The organism is Kribbella sp. NPDC049174 (assembly GCF_043197365.1).
Lineage (GTDB): Bacteria > Actinomycetota > Actinomycetes > Propionibacteriales > Kribbellaceae > Kribbella.
The window spans coordinates 24973-48297 of record NZ_JBICSZ010000004.1; the positions used below are offsets into that span (position 1 = coordinate 24973).

19 protein-coding genes are annotated in these 23325 nt (G+C 68.4%); 8 read left to right on the top strand and 11 right to left on the bottom strand.

The window, feature by feature from the left end; genetic code table 11:
* Genes ACGFIF_RS22145 through ACGFIF_RS22155 form a run of 3 tightly spaced genes read right to left on the bottom strand, consistent with a single transcriptional unit; the run spans window position 1 to window position 2971 of the window.
* Window positions 1-900, bottom strand: a complete 900-nt coding sequence (locus ACGFIF_RS22145; protein WP_393156856.1) for a carbohydrate ABC transporter permease — start codon at window positions 898-900, stop codon at window positions 1-3.
* A complete protein-coding gene (locus tag ACGFIF_RS22150) occupies window positions 897-1814 on the bottom strand; it encodes a carbohydrate ABC transporter permease (RefSeq protein ID WP_393156857.1) in 918 nt (305 codons plus the stop codon). The genes ACGFIF_RS22145 and ACGFIF_RS22150 overlap by 4 nt, the downstream gene beginning before the upstream one ends.
* Window positions 1811-2971, bottom strand: a complete 1161-nt coding sequence (locus ACGFIF_RS22155) for an extracellular solute-binding protein (protein WP_393156859.1) — start codon at window positions 2969-2971, stop codon at window positions 1811-1813. Before ACGFIF_RS22155 ends, ACGFIF_RS22150 begins: the two co-directional genes overlap by 4 nt.
* Before the next feature lie 732 nt (window positions 2972-3703).
* Here ACGFIF_RS22155 and ACGFIF_RS22160 point away from each other — a divergent pair.
* On the top strand, window positions 3704-4387 hold the full coding sequence (locus ACGFIF_RS22160) for a GntR family transcriptional regulator (RefSeq protein WP_393156860.1): 684 nt from the start codon (window positions 3704-3706) through the stop codon (window positions 4385-4387).
* Between the two features lie 115 nt (window positions 4388-4502).
* Here ACGFIF_RS22160 and ACGFIF_RS22165 read toward each other — a convergent pair whose 3' ends face one another.
* Window positions 4503-6368, bottom strand: coding sequence for a glycerophosphodiester phosphodiesterase (locus tag ACGFIF_RS22165; RefSeq protein ID WP_393156862.1), 1866 nt, complete (start codon window positions 6366-6368; stop codon window positions 4503-4505).
* Window positions 6369-6448: 80 nt separating this feature from the next.
* On the opposite strand from ACGFIF_RS22165, the gene ACGFIF_RS22170 reads away from it, so the two are divergent.
* The gene (locus tag ACGFIF_RS22170) at window positions 6449-7417 is read left to right on the top strand and encodes a nucleoside hydrolase (protein ID WP_393156863.1); all 969 of its coding nucleotides are present in this window, start codon (window positions 6449-6451) and stop codon (window positions 7415-7417) included.
* Here ACGFIF_RS22170 and ACGFIF_RS22175 read toward each other — a convergent pair.
* Window positions 7410-8000 (bottom strand): TetR/AcrR family transcriptional regulator, encoded by a 591-nt coding sequence (locus ACGFIF_RS22175; protein ID WP_393156865.1) that lies wholly within the window; start codon window positions 7998-8000, stop codon window positions 7410-7412. The genes ACGFIF_RS22170 and ACGFIF_RS22175 overlap by 8 nt on opposite strands.
* A gap of 82 nt (window positions 8001-8082) precedes the next feature.
* Between ACGFIF_RS22175 and ACGFIF_RS22180 the strand changes: the two genes are divergently transcribed.
* On the top strand, window positions 8083-8652 hold the full coding sequence (locus tag ACGFIF_RS22180; RefSeq protein ID WP_393156866.1) for a GNAT family N-acetyltransferase: 570 nt from the start codon (window positions 8083-8085) through the stop codon (window positions 8650-8652).
* Window positions 8653-8686: 34 nt separating this feature from the next.
* Complete coding sequence (gene ubiG, locus ACGFIF_RS22185; RefSeq protein ID WP_393156867.1) at window positions 8687-9463, top strand: bifunctional 2-polyprenyl-6-hydroxyphenol methylase/3-demethylubiquinol 3-O-methyltransferase UbiG; 777 nt, start codon at window positions 8687-8689, stop codon at window positions 9461-9463.
* A 39-nt stretch (window positions 9464-9502) separates the two neighbouring features.
* Here ubiG and ACGFIF_RS22190 read toward each other — a convergent pair whose 3' ends face one another.
* Entirely contained in the window at window positions 9503-10018 is a 516-nt protein-coding gene (locus ACGFIF_RS22190) for a LysM peptidoglycan-binding domain-containing protein (protein ID WP_393156870.1), read from the bottom strand.
* A gap of 357 nt (window positions 10019-10375) precedes the next feature.
* Between ACGFIF_RS22190 and lexA the strand changes: the two genes are divergently transcribed.
* Together lexA and ACGFIF_RS22200 are read left to right on the top strand one after the other, a co-directional pair.
* Window positions 10376-11167 carry a transcriptional repressor LexA gene (gene lexA / locus ACGFIF_RS22195; RefSeq protein WP_393156872.1) on the top strand — a complete coding sequence of 264 codons (792 nt, stop codon included), beginning with the start codon at window positions 10376-10378 and terminating at the stop codon, window positions 11165-11167.
* A 48-nt stretch (window positions 11168-11215) separates the two neighbouring features.
* Window positions 11216-11725, top strand: coding sequence for a glutathione peroxidase (locus ACGFIF_RS22200; protein WP_393156873.1), 510 nt, complete (start codon window positions 11216-11218; stop codon window positions 11723-11725).
* Between the two features lie 244 nt (window positions 11726-11969).
* Here ACGFIF_RS22200 and ligD read toward each other — a convergent pair whose 3' ends face one another.
* The 3 genes from ligD to secD all read right to left on the bottom strand — a co-directional run bounded on the left by ligD (window position 11970) and on the right by secD (window position 17305).
* The gene (gene ligD / locus ACGFIF_RS22205) at window positions 11970-12941 is read right to left on the bottom strand and encodes a non-homologous end-joining DNA ligase (RefSeq protein WP_393156874.1); all 972 of its coding nucleotides are present in this window, start codon (window positions 12939-12941) and stop codon (window positions 11970-11972) included.
* Window positions 12942-12946: 5 nt separating this feature from the next.
* On the bottom strand, window positions 12947-14941 hold the full coding sequence (locus tag ACGFIF_RS22210; RefSeq protein WP_393156876.1) for an ATP-dependent DNA helicase: 1995 nt from the start codon (window positions 14939-14941) through the stop codon (window positions 12947-12949).
* Window positions 14942-15004: 63 nt separating this feature from the next.
* Complete coding sequence (gene secD, locus ACGFIF_RS22215; RefSeq protein ID WP_393156877.1) at window positions 15005-17305, bottom strand: protein translocase subunit SecD; 2301 nt, start codon at window positions 17303-17305, stop codon at window positions 15005-15007.
* Window positions 17306-17567: 262 nt separating this feature from the next.
* Here secD and ACGFIF_RS22220 point away from each other — a divergent pair, with 262 nt between their 5' ends.
* Window positions 17568-18809 (top strand): S8 family peptidase, encoded by a 1242-nt coding sequence (locus tag ACGFIF_RS22220; protein WP_393156880.1) that lies wholly within the window; start codon window positions 17568-17570, stop codon window positions 18807-18809.
* Window positions 18810-18834: 25 nt separating this feature from the next.
* Here ACGFIF_RS22220 and ACGFIF_RS22225 read toward each other — a convergent pair whose 3' ends face one another.
* Window positions 18835-19482: a response regulator gene (locus tag ACGFIF_RS22225; RefSeq protein ID WP_393156881.1), complete on the bottom strand. Its 648-nt coding sequence runs from the start codon at window positions 19480-19482 to the stop codon at window positions 18835-18837.
* 115 nt (window positions 19483-19597) lie between these two features.
* The gene (macS, locus tag ACGFIF_RS22230; RefSeq protein WP_393156883.1) at window positions 19598-20722 is read right to left on the bottom strand and encodes a MacS family sensor histidine kinase; all 1125 of its coding nucleotides are present in this window, start codon (window positions 20720-20722) and stop codon (window positions 19598-19600) included.
* Between the two features lie 208 nt (window positions 20723-20930).
* On the opposite strand from macS, the gene ACGFIF_RS22235 reads away from it, so the two are divergent.
* The gene (locus ACGFIF_RS22235) at window positions 20931-23297 is read left to right on the top strand and encodes an immune inhibitor A domain-containing protein (protein WP_393156884.1); all 2367 of its coding nucleotides are present in this window, start codon (window positions 20931-20933) and stop codon (window positions 23295-23297) included.
* Window positions 23298-23325: the final 28 nt, after the last annotated feature.

A 23325-nucleotide genomic window follows, 5' to 3' on the forward strand; every position in this document is an offset into this window, starting at 1 on the left:
TCAGCCTTTCAGTCCGGTCGTGCTGATGCCGGCGATGATGAATCGCTGGGCGAAGAGGAAGACGAGCAGTGGTGGGGTGATCGCGAGGGCCGCCGACGCCATCACGACGCCGTAGTCGACATCGCCGTACGCCGATCGGAACGTGACGAGGGCCAGCGGGAGGGTCTGCATACTCGGCGAACTGGTCGAGATGAGCGGCCAGAGGAAGTCGTTCCAGGAGCCGAGGAACACCAGGATCCCGAGGGTCGCCAGGGCCGGGCGGATCAGCGGTACGACGACGTACCGGTAGATCTGCCAGGCATTCGCACCGTCGGCCTTGGCCGCGTCGATCAGATCAGGCGGGAGATTCACGATGAACTGTCTGACAAGTACAACTCCCAGCAATGACACGATGTGTGGCAAAGCCAGCGCGCCATACGTGTTGAGCAGGCCGAGCTCGCGGAACTGCTGGAAGAGCGGCACCAGGACGACCTCGCCCGGGATCAGCATCGTGGCCAGCAGCAACCCGAGGACGGCGGCGTTGCCGCGGAACGGGAGCTTGGCCAGGGCGTAGCCGGCCATCGAGCAGACCAGCAGGGCGAGCACCGTGGAGACCACGGCGACGACCGTGCTGTTGAAGAAGGCGATGAAGATGTTGACGGCACGACCGCCGGGATCGACGAGCATCTCCCAGTTGGCCAGCGTCGGGTCGCTCGGCAACAGCCGACTGCCCGGTGTGGTCGAGCCTTCGAAGGACGACGAGAGCGTCCAGAGCAGCGGCAGTCCCCACAGGATCGCGAAGACGAGCGCCGCGGCCGTCGCGAGCCAGCGGGCCCGGCGCCGTTGGGCATGGACGGTTGTCGTGACAGCTGCGGGTTGTTGGCCTTGTCCGGTGCGAGGTATTTGCGCGGTGTCGGTCATGACTTCACGCTCCGTCGGCTGACTACCTGATGGACGATCGTGACCGCGAGGATGATCAGTGCGAGCAGCCAGCCGATCGCGGCGGCGTACCCGGTCCGGAAGTCGCGGAAGCCGGTCTCGTAGAGCATCTGCAGGACGACGCGGGTGCTGCCGCTCGGACCACCCTGGGTCAGGAGGTAGACCTGCTCGAACACCTTGAACGAGTCGATGAGTCGCAAGAGCACAACCAAGCCAAGTACTGGTGCAATACCAGGCAACGTGACATACCGAAACTGTTGCCACCTGCTGGCGCCATCGATTCGCGCGGATTCATAGAGCTGCTTCGGGATGTCCTGCAGTGCTGCGAGCAGGATGAGCAGTGGGAAGCCGACGCGCCACCAGAGCGTCAGCAGTACGACGGCGCCCATCGCCTGACCGGGTTCGGTCAGCCACTGTTGCGCTGGGAGGCCGACGGCTTTCAGGACGGTGTTGAGTGAGCCGTCGACCGGGTCGAGGACAAGGGTCCAGATCAGGGCGACGGCCGCGCCGGGGAGGAGGTACGGACCGACGAAGGCCGCGCGGAGCATGTTGCGGCCGGACAGGTCGCGGTTGAGGACGAGGGCGAGGATCAGTCCGGCGGCCACCAGGACCGGGACGTTGAGTACGACGAACAGGACGGTGTGACCGAGGGCCGCCCGGAAGTCGCCGTCGCCGAAGAGGTTGGCGTAGTTCGCCAGGCCGACGAAGCCACCGGTGCCCTCGGCAACGTTGACGTCGGTCAGGCTCAGGTAGAACCCGCGGACGACCGGGACCGCCCAGAGGAAGAGGAACAGGATCCCGAACGGAGCGAGGAAGATCAGCGCCGACCACGACCGTGGTTTCTCGCGCTTGGCCGCCGTACGGCTCAGTGGGATCCGGGAGGTCAGAACGCTCATTTCGGCTCCCGCATGCTCTCGGTCGCACGGGCCGTGGCCCGGCGAAGCTCGGTCGCCACGTCCGCGCCCTGGTAGACGATGTCGTCGAGCGCGTCGTTCAGGTACTGGAACGCCTGGGTCCACCGATACGCGTACGGCGCGAACCGGGCGTGCTTGGCCTCGTCGATGAACAGACCCATCTTGCGCACCACCGGGTCGTTGCTCTTGGCAATGGCTGCGGCGGCGGCCGCGCTGGCCGGTGCCTGCGCGCCGGCCCAGTCGACACTGCCCTCGCGGACCAGCCAGGCGATGAACTTCTGTGCCTCGGACTGGATCCACTCGTCGTTCTTGCGCTGTTTCGGGATGCAGTAGATGTGTGAGGTCGCGACCACCGAGCGCGGCCCGTCGAAGAACTGCGGCAGCGGGGCAACGTCGAGCTGGGTGCCCTGCTGGGCGTTGGTCTTCATCAGCTGGGACAGCACCCACGGGAAGGTGAAGACCATGCCGACCTTCTGGTTCCGGAACAGCGCGCCGAGTTGCGGTCCGGCGAGTTGGGCCGGCTCGACCTGGTAGCGGTGGACGAGGTCGTGTTCGAACTGGCCGGCCTCGATGCCTGGCGGTTCGGCGAACAGGGCGCGGCTGTCGGCGTCGATCAGGTCGCCGCCGGCCTGCCAGTTGAAGGTGAGCCAGGGATTGAAGGTGCCGGTCTCGCGGATGAAGCCCCACGGGCCGGACTTCTTCAGGGCCTGGGCGGCCGCGATGAACTCGGCGCCGGTGGTCGGCGGGCGGTCCGGGTCCAGGCCGGCCTTATCGAACAGGGCGCGGTTGTATCCGAGGGCCGCGGGTCCGGTGCTCATCGTCACGCCGTACTGGCGGCCCTCGATGTTGGCGAGTTGCCAGGTGCCGTCGATGAAGTCGTCCTGGCTGAAGCCGAGGTCGTTGAAGTCGATCGTGTGCAGGAAGCGGCGCAGCGGCGGGATCTCGTAGCTGTGCAGGGCGATGATCGCGGGCGGGGCGCCGGCGAGCGAGGCGGTGAGGATCTTGGTCAGGTAGTCGCCGCCGTACGCGGGGGCGGTGAACCGTACGACGACGTCGTTCTGGGAGCTGTTGTATCGATCAACAATCTTCTGCATCAAGGCGCCGTCGGGGCCGGTGTAGAAGGTGGTGAACTCCAGCACCCGCCCACCACCGCGCGTGGTGTCGTCGAACGGCGAAGAACAACCGGCGAGGGCCGCAGCGCTACCAACTCCCAGAGCAAGCAGCTTGCGCCGGGACAGTGTGGTGGCCGGCCGACCTGGCGGCCCAGCACTAGCGCGCGACCCGCTCACACCAGTTGGTCGCCGCAGCGCCGCGGGCGAGTGGGACGGAGCGGCGAGTCGCGCAGGTGCGGCGGGAGCTTCAACGCGGGTGGAGGTGGGTGGGGTGGCCGCCGCGGCGGGGGTCGGGGCCACAACCGCGGAGGTGGATTGGGCGACAGGCGCGGAGGTTGGAGCGACGACCGGGGTATTAGGCGGGGCGGGAGGCGCGGAGGTTGGAGCGACGACCGGGGTATTAGGCGGGACGGTGGGGTCGACAGGCGGGACGTGGAGTCGGGCGGGCGTGGGGCCGACGGGTGGGACGCGGAGTGGGGCGGGGGTGGCGGTGGGGTCGGCGGGAGAGGTGAAGGGTGGGGTGGGCGATGTGTGGGGGCTGGGGGATGTGGGCGGGGTGGGCAGCACGGGGGGCTCCCTCGGGGCGATGGAGGGTGAGGGGGTTGCGGGCCGGGCAGCCGGGCCGGCTTGCGGTGAGGGCGGTGCCGGGATCGCCGGCTCCGGAGGCTCGCCGTCTGGGGGTCTACGAGTTAGCCTGGTCTCGGCATTGTCAAAAGTCAATGGTTAACAATCGACAATTTACACCGATGGAGGACAGTCGTGGGCGGACCGCTGGAGCAGCTCGCGCGGCAGACCGATCGCAGTCCGGCGTTGTGGGCGACCGTCGTACCGGCGATTCGGCAGATGATCGTGAGCGGCGCCCTGGCCCCCGGCCAGCACCTCCCCGAGGGTGAGCTGGCGACGGCACTCGACATGAGCCGCGGCCCGATCCGCGAGGCGCTGATCGAGCTCGAGCGGGAGGGGCTCGTCGTCCTGCGCCGGCACCGCGGCGCCCAGGTGATCTCACTGACCGACGACGACGTCGAGGAGATCTACACGCTCCGGCTGAGCCTGGAGCAACTGGCGATCAAGCGAGCACTCCCCCGCCTGACCGACGTCCATCTGTCGACCATGGACGACGTGCTCGAGAAGATGCGGGCGCTCGGGCCGGACTACGAGCCGCAGACCGCGCTGGACCTGGACTTCGCGTTCCACGACGTGCTGTACCAGGCCGCCGCGCATGCCCGGCTCGACCGCGCCTGGCAGCAGATCCGCAGCCAGGTCGCCATGTTCCTGTACTCACGTCACGTCGCCCGGCCGGACTTCCACGAGATCGCGTACGCCGAGCACAAGGCGATTCGCGACATCATCGCGGGCGGTGACGCCGCGGCCGCCGTGGAGGCGATCGACAACCACCTCACCGGCGCCTACCACCGCCTCATCGCCGCCCGCCACGACAGCTGACGCCCGCCACGACAGCTGACCGCTCGACACACGACGACTGGCCGAACGACACGACAGCCGACCGAACGACTTGTGCACCGCTCAGCGTGGCCGAGCGGTGCACAAAGTGCGGACCTCAGCGGGCAGCGAGCGCGTTGGCCTCCGCCACGATCTGCTGCCGGCGTACGGCGGTCAGGCCGCGGGCGGCCGGGGTGTTCACGTAGGTGGCGAGTACGGCGTACTGCTTCTGACCGAGCAGCGTCGTCATCGTCGAAACGGCCGAGGGCGTGGCACCCGAGGTCAGGATGAGGTTGGCCAGACCCGTCGGAGTAGCGATGACGTCGAAGCTGCTCTCGACGGTCGATCCGGCGACGGTCGCCTTCAGGACATGCTTCCCGGCCGCCAGAGCGGTGGTGTCGACAATCGCCCCGTTGACAATCGCCACCCCGTCGAGCGTGATCGCGACCGGCTCGGCCGAATTGTTGCCGACAGCAACACGCAGCACCTGGGCCCGGTCGATCCGCTCCCCCGCGCCCGGGCTGAGGATGGTCGCGGCCGGCTTGACCCGCTGTGCGAAGGCAGCATTCCAGCCCGCCAGCTCGGCCGGCCGGTTCGTGATGATGCCGTCCACACCGGCCTTCTCCAAGGCGTTCCAGCGGGTCGCGTCGTCCACAGTCCACACGTTCACCGCGACACCGGCCGCGTGCAGCTCGGCAACGATGCCCGGTCGGGTCTGGTACGCAGCGTCCGACGGGTTGTACGCCGACAACTCGAGGTCCTTCGCGATCGCGACCGGATCCGGGTCGAGCGTCGACCGCAGCAGACCGAGCGGCAGCTCCGGCGCCAGCTCACGCATCCACCGCAGGTGTTGCGGCTCGAAGCTCTGCACGAACACCCGGCTGCTCATCCCGCGGCTGTGGATCTCCTGCACGATCCGCTCGACCGACGCACGAGTGTGCTCGCCCTTGACCTCGAGCAACAGGTTGCCGCCACGCGTCTTGAGTCCGTCGAGCTGCGACGCCAGGGTCGGCACACGCTGACCGGCGTACGCGGGCGCGAACCACGACCCCGCATCCAGCCCGGCCACCTGAGCCGCCGTCAGCGAACGGACCGCGCCGGTTCCGTCGGTGGTGCGGTCGACGGTGGTGTCGTGCAGGATCACGGGTACGCCGTCCTTCGTCGGCTGTACGTCGTTCTCGATCCACTCGGCCCGCCCGCGACGGGCGACCTCGTCCGACGCGGCCGTGTTCTCCGGTGCGGCTGACGAGCCACCGCGGTGCGCCCAGACCCGCAGCGGCGCACCCGGCTTGCGGATGAACGACTCCTTGTCGAGCGGCGTGACCTTCAAGTCGTCGAACGAGACGGTCGCCCCGTTGACGAGCAGCCCCTGCACGCCCGTCGTACTGCGGTTCACCATCGTGGTGCGCAGCGACTCACGGCCGTCGACGTACCAGGTGGCGCGGGTGCCGCGGACCTCGACCGCGACGGCGACCTCCTTGCCGACGCCGACCTGGATCGGCGCCGCGGCGGTGTCGGTGACGTTCCACGTGTTGGTCGGCGTGCGCTGGGCGAACTCGAGCCCGTTGGTGGCGGTCGAACCATTCCGCAGCGTCGCGATCGACCACGGCACGGCACCGCTCGGGGCGAGGTCGAGCCCGAACGCGACCCAGCGGGCGCCGTCGAGCGCGGAGTCGAAGCGCAGGTGGCTCTCGATCCGGAAGTCGGTCAGCGGGCTGCCGAACGTGATGCGACTCTGCTGGCTGGCAGTGGCCGACGTACCGATCAGCCGGCCGCCTTGCACTTTCCACGTGCCGTCGACGGGCGACCAGCCGGCCGGCAACGTCGTACCGTCGAAGGTCTCGTTGACCGTCGGCGTGGGCGCGGCGACCGGCCCGAGAGCGGGCTCGGCGACGGCGGCCTGGGTGGTCAGGAAGGCGGTAATGGTGGCTCCGGTGGCAAGAGCGGCCAGTACTGCACGGGGGCGGCGTGACATGAGCATCATGGCCAACGACCGTAGGAAACCGACACCAACAGCGCCAGAGCAAGTGATGAATTGACCACCAACGCACGGTGGATCCACCGATGCGTGAGGATGGCGGCATGAAGCCGGTGATTCTTGATGTCGACACCGGGCTGGACGACGCCTGTGCGCTGCTGCTCGCCGCCCGCCACCCCGACCTCGACCTGAAGGCTGTGACCTGTGTAGGCGGCAACGTCGGGCTGGACGACGTTGTGATCAACACACTGACGGTGCTGGATGCTGCGGGGCGTTCTGACGTGCCGGTCGCGGCCGGCGCCGCCGTACCGCTGCTGCAGCCTGTCCGCGCCGCTCCCCACGTGCACGGCGCCGACGGACTCGGCAACCTCGACTGGCCGCGCTCTACGCGTACGGCGGGCGCCGGCCACGCGGTCGACCTACTACGAGACGTACTGCGCGCAGCCGCCGCGTCAGGTGAGCTGGTGACGCTGATCCCGCTGGCACCGATGACGAACATCGCACTGCTGCTCCGCACCTATCCCGACGCCGCGGCTGGGCTGCGGGAGATCGTGTTCATGGGTGGCGCGGCCGGGATCGGGAACGCCACTGCGTCGGCGGAGTTCAACATCTGGACCGATCCCGAGGCGGCCGCGATCGTGCTGAGGGCCGCCGGGGAGCTCGGCGTACCGGTGACCATGTACGGCCTGGACGTGTTCTACGACGTGGAGATCTCGCTGGATCAGGCCCGGTCGTTGGGTGGATCGCCGTCGGCCGAGCTGGCCCGGAAGCTCATCGAGAAGCGGAGCGAGCTCTACCAGTCCGACGGCGCGAGCATCGGCGACGGCGGCGCGGTGTGCGCGGTGATCGATCCGGACGGGCTCACCACGCAGTCGTTCCCACTGCGGGTCGAGCTCTCCGGCAGCTGGTCGCGCGGCCGGACGATCGTCGACACGCGCGACTGGTCCGCCGACCTCACCAGCGATCCACATGGCCCGTCGCCGAGCGTCGTACAGGTGGCGACGGCTGTGGACGGCGCCCGGTACGCCGACCTGTGGCTGAGCACGGTCAAGTAGCAAGGAGCTCGTTCAGGCGGGCGCGTACGCCGTCCATGAACAAGTCGAGCCCGTCACTGAAGCGGTCGGGCGTGGTCGGCTCGGCCACCACGGCGGCAAGCGTCCAGTGCGCGCAGATCTCGAAGATGGCGCGGGCCTGCGGCTCGGGTACACCGAGGTGCACGAGCGAGCGGATCTGTGCGCGGATGAGTTCCGCGCGCGATCCCTCGCCCTGGTCGCGATCGGGCGTCGCCTTCGCCTGGATCAGGCCGGCCAGACCGGGATGGTCGGCGTAGAAGTCGCGCAGCTCGAGCGAGCCGGCGATAGTGACCGCGATCCAGTCGTCGACAGTGTGGAGCTCGTCGTACGCCGTGAGGTCCGCGGCGAACTGGTCGAACGCGTTGCGCGCCACCACGTCGAGAAGCTCGTCCTTGTTGCGGACGTGGTGGTAGAGCGACGGTGCGCGGACCTCCAGGCGCTCGGCGACCGACCGCATGGTCAGACCGGCCACGCCGTCGGCACGGATGATCGCCAGCGCGGCGTCGGCGATCGCGCTGGCCGAGATCCCGGCGGCCGTGTGTGACGACGGATCGCGTCTGCTCACGGAAACCTCATTGTCGGCGCGGTTCGGACGGGCTAAGTTGACTGTCTAACAGCATTAGACAGCCTACCCGAGGACGGCACCCGTGCCTGGACTGCGCCCGATCTATCCGCTGCGAACCGAGCGACTCGACCTGCGGCCGCACCGGATGGACGACCTGGACGACCTGTACGCGTTCCACTCGCGGCCGGAGGTGGTGCGCTACACGCCCTGGCCGGTGCGCGATCGCGAACAGACGCGCACGGCGCTCGAGGCCAAGCTCACCCAGGACGCCCTGACCGAGCCGGGCCAGTGGCTCGTGCTCGCGATCGAGCTGCGCGAGACCGGCACGGTGATCGGAGAAGTCCTGCTCAAATGGGCCAGCGACACCGATCGCCAAGGCGAGATCGGCTACGCACTCCACACCGACTACCAGGGCAAGGGGTACGCCTCCGAGGCGGCTCGAGAAGTCCTCCGGCTCGGGTTCGACGACCTCGGGCTGCACCGGATCTGCGCCATCCTCGACGACCGCAACGCGCCGTCGGCGCTCCTGCTCGAACGCCTCGGCATGCGCCGCGAAGGGCACCTCATAGAGTGCGCGTTCTTCAAGGGCGAGTGGGCGAGCGAGTACGTCTACGCCCTCCGCGCGGACGAATGGCGCCCCGGCCGTCCCTGACCCCGCTGCTTTACTGGCGTGGAGAGGGGTTGCGATGGGGATCGACAACCAGATCTACAACCGGATCGGCGAGAGTTGGTGGGACGAGGCCAACCCGCTGAACATGCTGCACGGGAGCTTCACGCCAGGGCGGTTCGCCTACTTCCGCGCCGTACTCGATCGGACCGGACCGGATCCGGTCGGACTGTGGGCCCTGGACATCGGGTGCGGCGGCGGGTTCATGGCGGAGGAGTTCGCACGACTCGGGTGCCGGGTGTTCGGGATCGATCCGTCAGCGGTGTCGATCAAGACCGCCCGGCAGCACGCGGAAGCGTCCGCACTCGCGATCCAGTACGCCGTCGCCACCGGTGAGCGACTCCCGTTGGACAGCGAAAGCATCGATATCGCGTACTGCTGTGACGTGCTCGAACACGTGTCGAATCTGGAGCACGTCATCAGGGAGACGGCCCGGGTCCTCAAACCCGGCGGGCTCTATCTGTTCGACACGATCAACCGGACCACCGCGAGCAAGGTGCTCGCCATCAAGGTGATGCAGGACTGGCGGTTGACCAGGATTGTCGACACCCAACTGCACTCCTGGGAGATGTTCATCAAGCCGACGGAACTCGAGGAGACCTTGCGCCGGCACTCACTGCGGCTCGGCGAGGTCACCGGTCTCGGACCGCGGTCGAACAAGGCAATGCTGTTGTGGAACTTCTTCCAGGCCCGGCGTGGCCGGATCACCTTCGGCCACCTGAGCCGCCTGATGGACGTCGGTCAGGTCAAGGACACCGCCGTCTCCTACATGGGCTACGCCGTCAAGGCATCCTGATCACCGCGAAGATCAGGAGGCGATCGGGATCCGCGTGGATCAGCGGGCGATCGGGATCTGGAGGGTTTGACCCGGGACTACGTCGGCCGGCGTCGCGAGCTTGTTGAGGTCGGCGATCCGCTCGACGACGATGGCGGGATCCTGGGACGGATTCGTGTCCTGGGCGATGGACCACAGCGTCTCGCCGGGCGCGACCTGGACCGGGACCGTGTGGGTGAAGTTCGGACCGGGCTCGAGCACGCCGGTGACGCGCAGGCCCAGGACGACGATCGCCGAGCCGAACACGATCACGGACAGCGCGGTCAGGAGCATCCGGCCGCGACGGGTCAGCCGCAGCGCCGGCGCCTGCGCCTCGGCGACCGCTTGGCGCCGGGCCCGCGATCCGTGGCCGTCGGCAACCCGCCGTCCGAGGTCGTCACCGGAGCAGGCGCGGACCGGAAGACGCTCGGTCGTCGTGCCCGCGATCCTGGGCCGGCGGCGTGGGCGGGCGTCGGGCACCGCCTCGGGTGCCTGGCGTGCCGCCAGTGCGTCTGCCGCGAGAGCCGCTGTGCTCATCGGATCCTCCAGACCTCGTTCAGACCTCGTCCTGCGGTGTCGATCTCTGTCTACCGGCCGCCTCCGACAGTTTCTGAAAGCGGCCCCGCCGGCGACCGGCCCGAACACCTGTTCGATCGAACGCCTGTACGAATGATTAACCGACCGGCACCCGTTGCGCAACCACCTCCAACCAGGACACGCCCACGAAATTCCCGGCGTCGTGCGCGCCTTATAACCCGACACACGAACAAGCGTGCGAACCGACACGCCTTCGAACAGATGTTTGAAGAATCTCAGGATTCGGTCTACGGTCGTGTCAGTCGAGCAAGCTTGGCCGGTGCGGGACCGCCGGCCCGACCCGAGGAGCAACCACCGATGGCCAGGACGCCGAGCGGTTCCAGCAAGGACGACCCGTCGACGGACCGGACCGCCACGGACCGGACCGCCACGGACCAGACCGTGACCGAGCTGCCCGACGGTCCGGCCGACGCGACCGGGCTGACGCCCCGTCAGCGCCGGGTCCTGGACGTCATCCGCGATTCGGTCGACCGCCGCGGCTACCCGCCGTCGATGCGCGAGATCGGTGAGCGGGTCGGCCTGACCAGCTCGTCCTCGGTGTCGCACCAGCTCCGCGTGCTGGAGCAGAAGGGCCTGCTCCGCCGCGATCCGAACCGCCCGCGTGCGATCGAGGTCCGCTACCCGGGCGAGGTCGACGCCGCGGCGCGCCGGTCCGCACTCGGTTCGGTGCGGCAGACGACGTACGACGAGACCGGTGCGGGCGATGTGCACGCGGCCGCGGCGTATGTGCCCGTGGTCGGCCGGATCGCCGCCGGTGGGCCGATCCTGGCCGAGCAGGAGATCGAAGAGGTCTTCCCGTTGCCGAAGGCAATGGTCGGCGAGGGCACGCTGTTCATGCTCCGGGTCAAGGGTGAGTCGATGATCGAGGCGGCGATCTGCGACGGCGACTGGGTCGTGGTGCGGCAGCAGCCGACCGCGGAGAACGGTGACATCGTCGCTGCCATGATCGACGGCGACGCGACCGTGAAGACGTTCAAGAAGACCAAGACCGAGATCCTGCTGCTACCACACAACCCGGCGTTCGAGCCGATCGACGGCAAGGACGCCACCATTCTCGGAAAGGTCGTAACAGTTCTGCGCCGAGTCTGACATCTCAGACGACGCGCGAAGTCGGGCGTGTCGTGTCAGCATTGAGTCATGACGACTGTCTATGACTTCAGCGCGCGGCGGATCGAAGGCAATGAACAGTCTCTTGCCGATTTCCGCGACCAGGTGCTCCTGGTGGTCAACACGGCGTCGCAGTGCAGCCAAACCCCGCAGTACACCGGACTCCAGAAGCTCTACAAGGCATATCGCCGGCAGGGCTTCTCGGTGCTTGGCTTCCCCTGCGACCAGTTCGGCCACCAGGAGCCTGGTGACGAGAACGAGATCGCGAACTTCTGTTCGACGATCTATCACGTCACGTTCCCGATGTTCGCCAAGATCGATGTCAACGGGTCGAAGACGCTTCCGCTGTACAACTGGCTGAAGCGTGAGCAGGGCGGCCTGCTGGGCGGACGGATCAAGTGGAACTTCACCAAGTTCCTGATCGGGCGGGATGGCGGGGTGATCGCACGGTACGCGCCGACCCATTCCCCCGAGAAATTGGCCGACAAGATCGAGGCGGCGCTCGCGATTCCCGCACCATCCCGGGAAGCGAACGACTGACTCACCCCGGGCGGAATCGATGGCGGCGATTCCGCACTAGGCAAGTTAGTGACGTGAAGAGCACCAGAGTTCGTCTCGGCGTTGCCTGAAATCCGCGCGGAAATGAGACACCTGAACATCATCCGTCGCAGCGCCACACCATTCGCTCCGCATTCCGAACATTTGCCCGGTCAGCCGTGTCTGGACTTTCCCCAGGCGCACGAGAGCATTCGCGTGCATTCGCACGATCGCCCATCGGCAGGCGTCAGACGAGGACCGATTCCGGGTTGATGTCCAGGCGCAGGCCGCGCCAGACCGGGTGGCGGAGGCGGGCGTCGGCGGCCCAGCCGGAGTAGGTGACCTCGGCGACCAGGGCGGGGTCGAGCCAGTGGGCTCGCCGCCGGTCGGAGGTGGGGATGGTCGACGGGTCGAACGGTGGCCGGTCGATCTCCAGGCCGGCGAGCTCGGCGCTGAGCAGGTCGAGGGTGGCGAAGTCGAGGCCGGAGCCGACCTTGCCGATCAGGACGAGTTCGCCACCGGGCTCGGTGTAGGCGCCGCAGTAGAAGGAGCCGATCTTCCCGGTCCGGTTGCCCTCCCCCGGATGCCACCCGCACAGGATCACGTCGCGCGTCTTCACCGGCTTGACCTTGATCCAGTCGGCGCTGCGGCGGCCGGCCAGATACCGCGACTTCCGGCGTTTCGCGACCACACCCTCGAGCCCGGTCGACGCGGACAACTCCAGCGCCGCGTCACCGTCGTCGTACGCGGGTGGGATCTCCCAGAACGGGTCGCCGATCTCCAGCGAGTCGAGCAGCCCGCGCCGGTCGTCGTACGTTGCCTCCAGCAACCACTTGCCGTCGAAGCGGAGCAGGTCGAAAAGCCGCACGGAGACGGGCACTTCGGTGATCAGGTGCCGCAGCTGACGCGGATCCCGTACGTGCATCCGCCGCTGCAACAGGCCGAACGACGGGGCCCCGTCCTCGTCCAGGGTGACGATCTCCCCGTCCAGTACGGCGGGCAGCCGCAGCCCCGGCGCCTGGGCCAGACCGATCAGCTCGGGATAGCCGCCGGACACGTCGCGACTGTTCCGCGACCACAGCCGGCAGACGCCGTCGTCCACCTCGGCGATGACCCGGATGCCGTCCCACTTCATCTCGTACGACCAGCCGGCCCCCGACGGCATCTCCCCCAGCGCCGCCATCATCGGCAGCACCGGCGGACTGGTCACCGGATTCATAGGCCCTACTCCTGCAACCGCTTCAAGGCGCCGAGCACCTTCTCACGATCGGCGGTGGGCCACATCGGGGGCAAGGAGGCGCGCAGGAAGGCGCCGTACCGCTGGGTGACGATGCGGGGGTCGAGGATGGCGACCACGCCGCGGTCGCTGCTGCGGCGGATCAACCGGCCGGTCCCCTGGGCGAGCAGCAGCGCGGCATGGGTCGCGGCGACTGCCATGAACCCGTTCCCACCGGCCTCGTCGACGGCGCGCTGTCGAGCGGCCATCAACGGCTCGTCCGGGCGCGGGAACGGAACCCGGTCGATGATCACCAGGTTGCAGGTCGAGCCCGGTACGTCGATGCCTTGCCACAGCGAGAGCGTGCCGAACAGCGAGGTCTCCGGCTCCTCGACGAACTCCCGGGCCAACTCCCCCAGTTGCGCGTCGCCCTGGCACAGCACCTTGAGATCGGTCGCCTCCCGCACCGCCGCCGTCGCCGCCTCGGCGGCCCGGCGGGACGAGAACAACCCGAGCGTCCGGCCGCCCGCGGCGGTCACCAGGTCGATGATCTCGTCGAACTGCTTCTGCCCCAGTCCGTCGCGATGCGGCGGCGGCAGGTGCTTGGCGACGTACAGGATGGCCTGCTTCTCGTACTCGAACGGTGAGCCGACGTCGAGGCCACGCCACGGCAGCGGCCCGGTGTCAGAGGTCTCCCCCAGCTCCGGCATCTCGTCGTCGTCGGCGAGTTTGTCCGACGGCCGCAGCCCCACCTGGCGGGCGATCGAGTCGAAGTCACCGCCGAGGGTGAGGGTCGCGGAGGTCAAGACGGCGGTCCGGTCCTTCAGGACGAGCTCGCGGAGCAGCCCGGCCACCGTCAGCGGAGCGATCCGGAGCTCGCGGCCGAAGCGGTCGCGATCGACCATCCAGACGACGTCGGCATCGCTCAGCGCGGCGACGCGTTCGGACACGTCGAAGATCTCCTTGACCGCACCCTTCGACTGCCGCTTGGCGCCGTCGGGGTCGTCGTCCTTGTCGTCGCTCTTCTTGTTGAGGTCGGAGTACAGCGAGCGGGCGGCGTCGCGGACCAGCGCGGCCGCCTCGAGCACCGGACCGTTCGAGGCCTCGATCCGCCCCTCGCGGGTCCCGTCCAGGGCGGCGCGCAGCGCGTCCGAGGCGTCGATCAGGTCGTCGGCCTTGTCGTCGTCGACGAACCGCCGGGACCGCTTCGCGGCCCGCTCGACCATCTGCGGCGACAGCTCGTCCCCCGCGGCCCCCGTCACCCGGGCCGGCAGCTCGTGCGCCTCGTCGACGATGATCACGTCGTGCTCCGGCAGGACCGTGCGGTTCTCGAAGGCGTCGATCGACAGCAGCGCGTGGTTCGTGATCACGATGTCGGACTTGCGGGCGTGCTCCTTGGCCTTCTCGGCGAAGCATTCCTCGCCGTACGGGCACTTCTGCGCGCCGAGGCACTCGCGCGCCGAGATCGCTACCTGCTGCCAGGCCTGGTACTGGTGCGAGGGCGCGTGGTCGCGGTCGCCGGCCTCGCCGTCGAGCAACTGCTGCTCGGCCCAGTCGCGCAGCTCCAGCACCTGCTGACCGATCTGGCCGGGCGGCGGCACGTCGATGAGCATGCCGTCGTCATCCGGCGCGCCCTCACGGATCCGGTGCAGGCAGGCGTAGTTGTTGCGGCCCTTCTGGATCGCGTACGTCGGTCTGCGCGGCAGCAACTTCTCCGTCGCGTCCAGCAGCGCGGGGACGTCGCGGTCGACCAGCTGGGACTGCAGGGCCAGCGTCGCGGTGGAGACCACGACGCGCCGGTCCTCGATCGCGTGCAGGAGCGCGGGAACGAGGTAGCCGAGGGACTTACCGGTGCCGGTGCCCGCTTGGACGAGGAGGTGAGAGCCGTCGTGCATGGAGGTATTGACGGCCTCGGCCATCTCCACCTGACCAGGCCGGGTCTGACCGTTGATACCGGAAACAGCGGCTTCGAGCAGTTCGCGTACGTCGACTCCCACCGCCACACCCTAGCCCGCGCGGACGACAGTTTTCCGGGCCGGCAGGCAGGGTGTGGATAACGGTGAGCGTCAGACCACGGCGCCGCGGTCCGGCTGCGCGTCCCGGTCGACCTGCGGACGCTTCGGACGCGGCGGCGGTGCGGGGAAGCGGCGCTCCAGCTCCAGCAGCAGCGGGGCAGCGGTGAGGTTCGACGAGTAGGTGCCGACCAGGATGCCCAGCAACAGCGCGAGCGCGAAGTCGCCCAGCGAGTCGCCGCCCAGGAACAGCAAGGCGCCCAGGATGAACAGAGTCGAGATACCCGTATTGATGGTTCGCGGCAGCACGTTCACGATCGCGGTGTCGATCACCGGCCCGAGGTTCTCGGTGGCGCGTGCGTTGCGCGTCTCCCGGATCCGGTCGAAGACGACCACCGAGTCGTTCACCGTGTAACCGATGATGGTCAGGATCGCGGCCAGGAAGATGCCGTCGACCGGTTTCCCGGTCCAGGCGAACACCCCGACCACGACAGCCACGTTCTGCAACAGGGCCAGTACGGCGCCCGCGCCGAACGTCCATCGGAACCGCGCGGCCAGGTAGAGCAACTGCGCCAGCAACGCGATCCCGAGCGCGATCAGACCCTTGTTCCGCAGCTCGGTGCCCAGCGACGGGCCGATGCTCTCGTTCCGGATCACTTCGGTCCCGCCGCCGACCCGGGAGATCGACTCGCGGATCTTCTCCGCCTCGTCGTCGCTGATCGTCCCGGTCCGCACCGTGATGTCGTCGGTACCGGACGACTGGACCACCGCGTTCGGGTAGCCGGCCTCGGCGACCGCGGACCGGGCCTGGTCCGGCGTGATCTGCTGCGCGGTGCTGACCTCGAGCAAGCGTCCGCCGGTGAACTCGATGCCTAGGTTCAGGCCGCGGACGAAAACACCCGCGAGCGCGATGACGATGGCCACCGCGGTGATGAGCAGCCAGCGCCGGCTGTGCTTCATCAGCGACGGGCGCCGCGCCTCGAGCCACGTCCGGACCCGGCCGTGGCCGGCGATCCCGCTGATCCCCGGACGCTTCATCACGAACTTGCGGGACACGGCGAACTCGGCCACGACGCGCACGACCACCAGTGCCGACAGCACCGACGCGATCACACCGATGCTCAACGTGACACCGAAGCCGCGGACCGGGCCGGCGGCCAGGAAGAACAGCAGACCGGCGGCCAGCAGGGTGGTGATGTTCGAGTCGGCGATCGCGGACAGTGCGTTCTGGAAGCCGCTGCGCAGCGACCGCACCAGGCCGTCCGTCCGGCCTTCGAGGTAGTCCTCGCGGGCTCGTTCGAAGACCAGCACGTTGGCGTCGACCGCCATACCGATGGCGAGGACGAACCCGGCCAGGCCGGGCAAGGTGAGTGTTGCCCCGATCGCGGTCAGCGCGGCGTACGACATCCCGGAGTAGGCGATCAGGCCGAAGACCGCGATCAGGCCGACCAGGCGGTAGACCAGGATGATGAACAGCGCGGTCAGCACCAGGCCGATGACGGCGGCGGTGGCGCTGGCCTGGATGGCGTCCTTGCCGAGCGACGGGCCGACGGTGCGCTGGTCGATCACCTCGACCGGGACCGGGAGCGAACCGCCCTCGATCAGCGCGGCCAGGTCCTTGGCCTCGGTCTCGGTGAAGGTGCCGCTGATCGTGCTGGAACCGCCGGTCAGGCCGACGTTGCAGAGCTGGTTGCCGCCGTTCGGGTCCACCTGCGGGGCGCTGATCACCTCGTTGTCGAGCACGATCGCGATCATCCGCGGCGGCGTGTTGACCGGCTGGCAGGCGGCCTTGCCGGTGATGTCCGCCCAGATCTTGCCGCCGTCACCCTTGAAGTTCAGCTCGACGAACCAGCCCTGGGCGACCTGCTGGGGGTCCAGCCTGCCCTCGGCACCGCCGATCATCTCTCCGGTCATGGCGGGCTTGGCCAGCCGGAGGAAGCCCTGGCCGTCCTCGGGCGGCAGATAGAGCTCACCGGCGGCCGGTTTGGCCGGCTTGGCCGCGACCTGGTCGAGCACCTCGTGGAAGGTGAGCTGCGCGGTCTTGCCGATCACCTTCGCGGCCTCGCGCGGGTCCTGCACACCGGGCAGCTCGACGATGATCCGCTTGTCGCCCTGCCGCGTCACGCTCGGCTCGCTGACCCCGAGGGCGTCGATCCGGCGGTGCAGCACCGAGGTCGCCTGATCCGTGGTCTCCTTGGTCGCCTTCACCGTCGGCGAGTCCTTCGCCTCCAGCACGATCTGCGTCCCACCGCGCAGGTCGAGCCCGAGCTTGGGCGAGGCCGTCAGGACGACATACGTCGACAGGGCCAGGACGACGAGCGCGAGGAGCGCACGGACGAGGGACGACCGGTTCACAAATCCTCCGGAGCTGGGGCACCCGAACAACGGGCGTCGTAACAGGAGCACACCACGCTCGACGTGGAACGCACAGTGTACGAAGCCATTCAAGCGCACCACGGCGGCAAGGGAGTGCCATGGCATCAGGTCGCAACCGAACTGATTGACGCCTCAGGTGAGCACGCCCTAACTTCGCACCACCCTCGTTCCGTAGTCGACTGCGGACCGACGGTGATCACCCCTCCGCCCCGGTGGGTGATGAGTTCCCTGAGGAGGAACCGTGCCCGAAATCAGTCGCCGCATCAGTCCCCGTATCAGTCCCCGTATCAGTCCCCGTATCAGGCACCGCATCAGCCTGACCCTCGCCGCCGCGATCGTGCCGGCACTCGCCCTGACCACCGCCGGCACTGCCGGCGCCGCGTCCGCCCCCGAACCGTCGGCCCGGATCGTCCCCGTCCAACTCGCCAAGGCCGAGGCCGGCGTGAGCGCGGTCAAGGACACCTACATCGTCGAGTTGAAGAAGGGCGTCCGGCTGAAGAGCGGGCTCGGCATCGCGCCGCAGCGCCAGTTCAGTACGGCGGTCAACGGGTTCAGCGCCAAGCTCACCCCGGCCCAGCTCGCCGACCTGCAGAAGAACCCGGACGTGGTCGCGATCTCACAGGACGTCTACGTGCAGAACGTCCTCGACACGACCCAGACCAACCCGCCGTCGTGGGGGATCGACCGGATCGACCAGCGCAACCTGCCGCTGTCGAACTCGTTCACCTACACCCGGACCGGCTCCGGCGTGCACGCGTACATCATCGACTCCGGCGTCGACCCGTCGCACCCGAACTTCGGCGGCCGGGCCACCTTCGACTTCAACGGCATCGACTCCAACAACACCGACTGCAACGGTCACGGCACCCACGTGGCCGGCACCATCGGCTCCACGTCGTACGGCGTGGCCAAGAGCGTCCGGCTGCACGGTGTGAAGTGGCTGAACTGCAGCGGCGGCGGTACGGCGTCGTCAGCGATCGCAGCGGTCGACTGGGTGACCCGCAACGCGGTGAAGCCCGCGGTGGCGAACGCATCGTGGAACTTCAGCGCGAACACCACGCTGGAGAACTCGCTGCGCGCCATGATCAACTCCGGTGTCTTCCTGGCCGCGTCGGCCGGCAACACCGGCGCGAACTCGTGTGACCGGCTCCCGCGCAAGATCTCGACCGCCCTGGTGGTCGCAGCGTCCACGAGCACCGACGCGCGGGCGTCGTACTCGAGCACCGGTTCCTGCGTGGACATCTACGCGCCGGGTTCGGCGATCGTGTCCACGCTGCCCGGCAACACCACCGGGTCCTACAACGGCACATCGATGGCCACGCCGCACGTAGCGGGTGTCGCGGCCCTCTACCTGCAGACGAGCCCGTCGGCGAGCCCGGCGACGGTGAAGTCGTACATCGAGTCCAACGCCACGCCCAACGTGATCAGCGGTGGCACCACCGGCGGGACGGTGAACCGCCTGCTGTTCTCGAACGGCCTGTAACGCAAGGGACGACGCCTCCGAGGGACTACTCGGGGGCGTCGTCTATGCCGTGCTCGATCGCGTAGCGGACCAGCTCAGCCCGGTTGTGCAGTTGCAACTTCCGCAGTGTGTTCTGCACGTGGTTCTCCACCGTCCGGTGCGACAGCACCAGCCGGGTAGCGATCTGCCGAGCCGTCAGCCCTCGTGCGACGAGCCGGAGCACCTCGGTCTCCCGCTCGGTCAGCTTCGGCACCTCAGGCCCCGAGGGCCCGGACCCGAGTCGCCGGTACTCCCCCAGCAACAGTCCGGCCAGTCCGGCGCTGAACACGGCGTCGCCTTCCGCAGTACGTCGTACTGCGTCGTCGAACTCGTCCAACGAGGCCGACTTCACCAGATACCCGGACGCGCCGTTCTTCACCGCGGCCAGTACGTCGTCCTGCTCGGCGCTGGCCGACAAGACCAGCACCCGGGTGTCCGGCAGCTCAGTGGTGATCTCGCGGGTCGCGTCGACTCCTGAGCCGTCGCCCAGCTGCAGATCCATCACAACCACGTCCGGCCGCGTCGCCATAGCGATCTTCACCGCACCCGACACGTCGGAGGCCGTCGCACAGACGTCGTACCCGCGGCTGCCCAGGTCCCGGGCCACACCCTCGCGCCACATCGGATGGTCGTCGACGATCATGACCCTGGTCATGGGGCCTCCCGGCCTGGACTGAGGAGCGCAGGGAGCGCAGCGACTGGAGCGACGAGGGAAGGCCGGGAGTTACAGCCCCATGACCCGCCGCGCCGGAGGCGTGGCATCAATACAGTCATGCCGTACCCACCTTCAGCTCCCACTCGGTTCCTTCGCCTGGGGCGGTCCGGACCATGACCGATCCGCCCAGATCGGCGATCCGGCCGCGGATCGACTGGCTGACCCCCAGGTGGCCGTCGACCCGGGCCTGTTCCAGCCGGGCGGGCGTCGTACCGGTGCCATCGTCGCGGATCGACACCAGCACCTCGTCGCCGAGGTCCTCGACCACCACCCAGGACCGCGCCTGCGGGCCGGCGTGCTTGTCCACGTTACTCAGCGCTTCCTTGACCGCGGCAACCAGTTCCCCGGCCACCGGCGCGGGAAGCAGGACCTGGCCGGCCGGTACGACGACGTCCACCCGCGTGGTGGCCAGCGGCAACAACTGCGCGCAGAGGTCGATCCGGTCGCCCTCGGCAACGGTCGGCCGGGTCGACATCAAGGTGCGCAGGGCAACCTCCTGCTCGGCGGCCAGCTGGGCCAGCTCGACCGTCTCGCCGCCGATCGCGGTGCCGCGGCGCTGCACCTGGGCCAGCACCTGCAGTACGCCGTCGTGGATCGACCGGCTGAGCCGGAGCCGCTCCGCGGTCGCGCTCTCGGCCGCGATCGCCTCCCGCAGCCGGGCTCCCGCCTGACGCAGGGTGGAGGCGGCGTACCCGACGACCAGACCGGCGACGAGCAGCAATTGCACGTTGGCAAGGATCTTCGAGGCGTTCTCGACACCACGCAGCGACAGCAGCACCAAGCTGATCGTCGCGGCGCCGAGCAGGCCGCCGTCCCGGCCGCGGGAGATCGCCAGCGCGATCACCGGCCCGGCCGCCCAGACCGACGTCAGCACGGAGGCCCCGGCGCGGATGTCGAGCAACGGCTGCGCGAGCAGGGTGGCGTACATGCAGCCGACGGTGACGATCAGGTCGGCGAACGCGAGCCGGGTGTTCCGCCGTCCCCATCGCCGGCTGTAGCCGATCGAGGAGATCACCGTCCAGACCCCCATGATCGCCAGCTGGAGCACCGCCCCGGACGGCCGGACGATGCCGTCCCAGCGGGTCCAGACCCCGAAGCAGGCGAACGCCCAGGTGATCAGCCGGAACACGACCAGGGCACGCCACAACGGCTGCAGCAGGTCGACCGAGTCACGCTCCACACGAGACAGTCTGCCAATCCGAGCGGCCCGGGCGCCTGAGTAATTCCACCGATGACGCAGGATTCCCCGCACCTTTCCCGATATTTCCCGCAACCACTTCAGGAATCGCGGATTTCCCCGTACTGTCGCGCGAAACACGCTCGGGGGAGCTTTGAACACACCGCGTCACCATACGCGGTAGGTATCGACGAAAGTACGGAGGGGAATCGTGCGCAAGCTACCCGCCGGGCTGTTCAGCCTGGCCCTTGCGGCGACGATCGGACTGAGTTACGCCTCGTCCGGCGCCGCTGCTCCGCCTCAAGGGGCTCCCGCAGTCACCACCGCAAGTGAGCCGGCCCAGACGTCCGACGAGTTGCCGAGCCCGCTCGAGGACAAGCGTCGCGAGCTGCGCCAGGAGGCCCTGACCAAGGTGCTGAACGGCACGGCCAAGACCGAGAAGCGCGGTGCGAGCACCGTGGTCAACCTCGGCGCCAAGCAGGTCGGCACGAAGGGCGTCAAGAACGCCAAGGGACGGGTCGACCAGTACGTCGAGCTGGGCCGCGAGAAGACCGACCGGATCTTCGTGGTGCTGGCCGAGTTCGGCAACCAGCGGCACCCGAGCTACCCCGACCAGGACACCTCGCCGGCCTTCCCCGGTCCGGCGACCTTCGAGGGACCGCTGCACAACGCGATCCCCGAGCCGGACCGCGCGGTCGACAACTCGACGGTGTGGCACCCGGACTACAACCGGCAGTGGTTCCAGGACATGTACTTCGGCACCGGCAACTCGGTGAAGAAGTACTACGAGAAGCAGTCGTCGGGCCGCTACAGCGTCGACGGCGAGGTCACCGACTGGGTCAAGGTCCAGTACAACGAGGCCCGCTACGGCCGGTCCAACGGGTTCCCGTGCGGCGGCAACGTCTGCAACAACACCTGGGCCCTGGTCCGGGACGCGGTGAACCAGTGGGTCGCCGACCAGAAGGCGGCCGGCCGGACCACCGCGGAGATCACCGCCGAGCTGAAGACGTTCGACCAGTGGGACCGCTACGACTTCGACGGCGACGGCAACTTCAACGAGGCCGACGGCTACATCGACCACTTCCAGATCGTCCACTCCGGCGGCGACCAGGCCGACGGCGACCCGTGGCAGGGTGAGGACGCGATCTGGTCGCACCGCTGGTACGTCGGTCTGGCCGGCGGCCCGGCCAACAACCCGGCCGGTGGCACCCAGCTCGGCGACACCGGGCTGTGGGTCGGCGACTACACGATCCAGCCGGAGAACGGCGGCATCAGCGTCTTCGCCCACGAGTTCGGTCACGACCTCGGTCTGCCGGACCTGTACGACACCTCCGGCCCGCCGGTCGAGAACGGCGTGAACTGGTGGTCGATCATGGCGCAGAGCCGGGTCGGCAAGCCCAGCGACGGCGGTATCGGCGAGCAGGCGGCCGACTTCGGCGCCTGGGAGAAGGTGCAGCTCGGCTGGCTGGACTACGAGATCGTCGCGGCCGGTCAGAACCGCACCCTCGAGCTCGGCCCGCACGAGTACAACTCGAAGAAGGCCCAGGGCCTGGTGGTCACGCTGCCGAAGAAGGAACTGGTCAATGAACTGGTCCCGCCCGCGGCCGGCAGCAAGTCCTGGTGGAGCGGCCGCGGCCACATGCTCAACAACACGATGAACCGGCAGGTCGCGATCCCGGCGGGCACCACGACGCTGAGCTTCAAGGCCAACTGGGACATCGAGGACTGCGGTACGACGGCCTGTGACTACGCCTACGTCGAGGTGAACGACGGCACCGGCTACAAGGCGATCCCCGGCAGCATCGCGAACGCGGCCGAGGGCAACGGTATAGACGGCACCAGCAACGGCTGGGTCGACGCGACCTTCGACCTGTCGGCCTTCGCGAACAAGACGGTCGGCCTGCAGTTCCGCTACAGCACCGACCCGGCGGCGGGTGGCAAGGGCTTCTTCGCCGACGAGATCAAGGTGACCAACGGCGCGACCACGCTGGTCTCGTCCGGCGCGGAGGCGACCCCGGAAGGCTGGACGCTCAACGGCTTCAGCTCGATGGGTGCGAGCTTCATCAGCCTGCACGACAACTACTATCTGGCGTCGCACATCAACTACGTGGCGTACGACCAGCACCTGAAGACCGGCCCGTACAACTTCGGCTTCCTCAACACCAAGCCGGACTGGGTCGAGCACTTCCCGTACCAGGACGGCCTGCTGGTCTCGTACTGGGACACCTCGGTGGATGACAACAACACCAACGAGCACCCCGGTTCGGGCCTGATCCTGCCGATCGACTCGCACCCCGTCCCGATCAACAAGCTCGACGGCACCCTCTGGCGGCCGCGAGTCAGCGGGTACGACGCTCCGTTCGGTCTGGAGAAGGCGGACTCGTTCACCCTGCACACCAACGGCCAGCCGAGCTACATCCGTGGCCAGAACGGTGTTCCCACCTTCAACGACAGCAAGACGTACTGGTACGCCGAGCAGCCGAGTGCCGGCGTGAAGGTGCCGAACAACGGCATCAACATCAAGGTCCTCGAACGCGAGGGCACGACCATCAAGGTCCAGGTGTCCAAGCGCAAGTGAGGTCCTGACCTGACAGACGGCCGGTGGT

What these genes read in the sequence shown, in the direction of transcription:
- ACGFIF_RS22145 (WP_393156856.1), bottom strand. Translation starts at nt 900, where the DNA reads ATGACCGACACCGCGCAAATACCTCGCACCGGACAAGGCCAACAACCC.
- ACGFIF_RS22150 (WP_393156857.1), bottom strand. Translation starts at nt 1,814, where the DNA reads ATGAGCGTTCTGACCTCCCGGATCCCACTGAGCCGTACGGCGGCCAAG.
- ACGFIF_RS22165 (WP_393156862.1), bottom strand. Translation starts at nt 6,368, where the DNA reads ATGATGCTCATGTCACGCCGCCCCCGTGCAGTACTGGCCGCTCTTGCC.
- ACGFIF_RS22170 (WP_393156863.1), top strand. Translation starts at nt 6,449, where the DNA reads ATGCGTGAGGATGGCGGCATGAAGCCGGTGATTCTTGATGTCGACACC.
- ubiG (WP_393156867.1), top strand. Translation starts at nt 8,687, where the DNA reads ATGGGGATCGACAACCAGATCTACAACCGGATCGGCGAGAGTTGGTGG.
- ACGFIF_RS22190 (WP_393156870.1), bottom strand. Translation starts at nt 10,018, where the DNA reads ATGAGCACAGCGGCTCTCGCGGCAGACGCACTGGCGGCACGCCAGGCA.
- lexA (WP_393156872.1), top strand. Translation starts at nt 10,376, where the DNA reads ATGGCCAGGACGCCGAGCGGTTCCAGCAAGGACGACCCGTCGACGGAC.
- ACGFIF_RS22200 (WP_393156873.1), top strand. Translation starts at nt 11,216, where the DNA reads ATGACGACTGTCTATGACTTCAGCGCGCGGCGGATCGAAGGCAATGAA.
- ligD (WP_393156874.1), bottom strand. Translation starts at nt 12,941, where the DNA reads ATGAATCCGGTGACCAGTCCGCCGGTGCTGCCGATGATGGCGGCGCTG.
- ACGFIF_RS22225 (WP_393156881.1), bottom strand. Translation starts at nt 19,482, where the DNA reads ATGACCAGGGTCATGATCGTCGACGACCATCCGATGTGGCGCGAGGGT.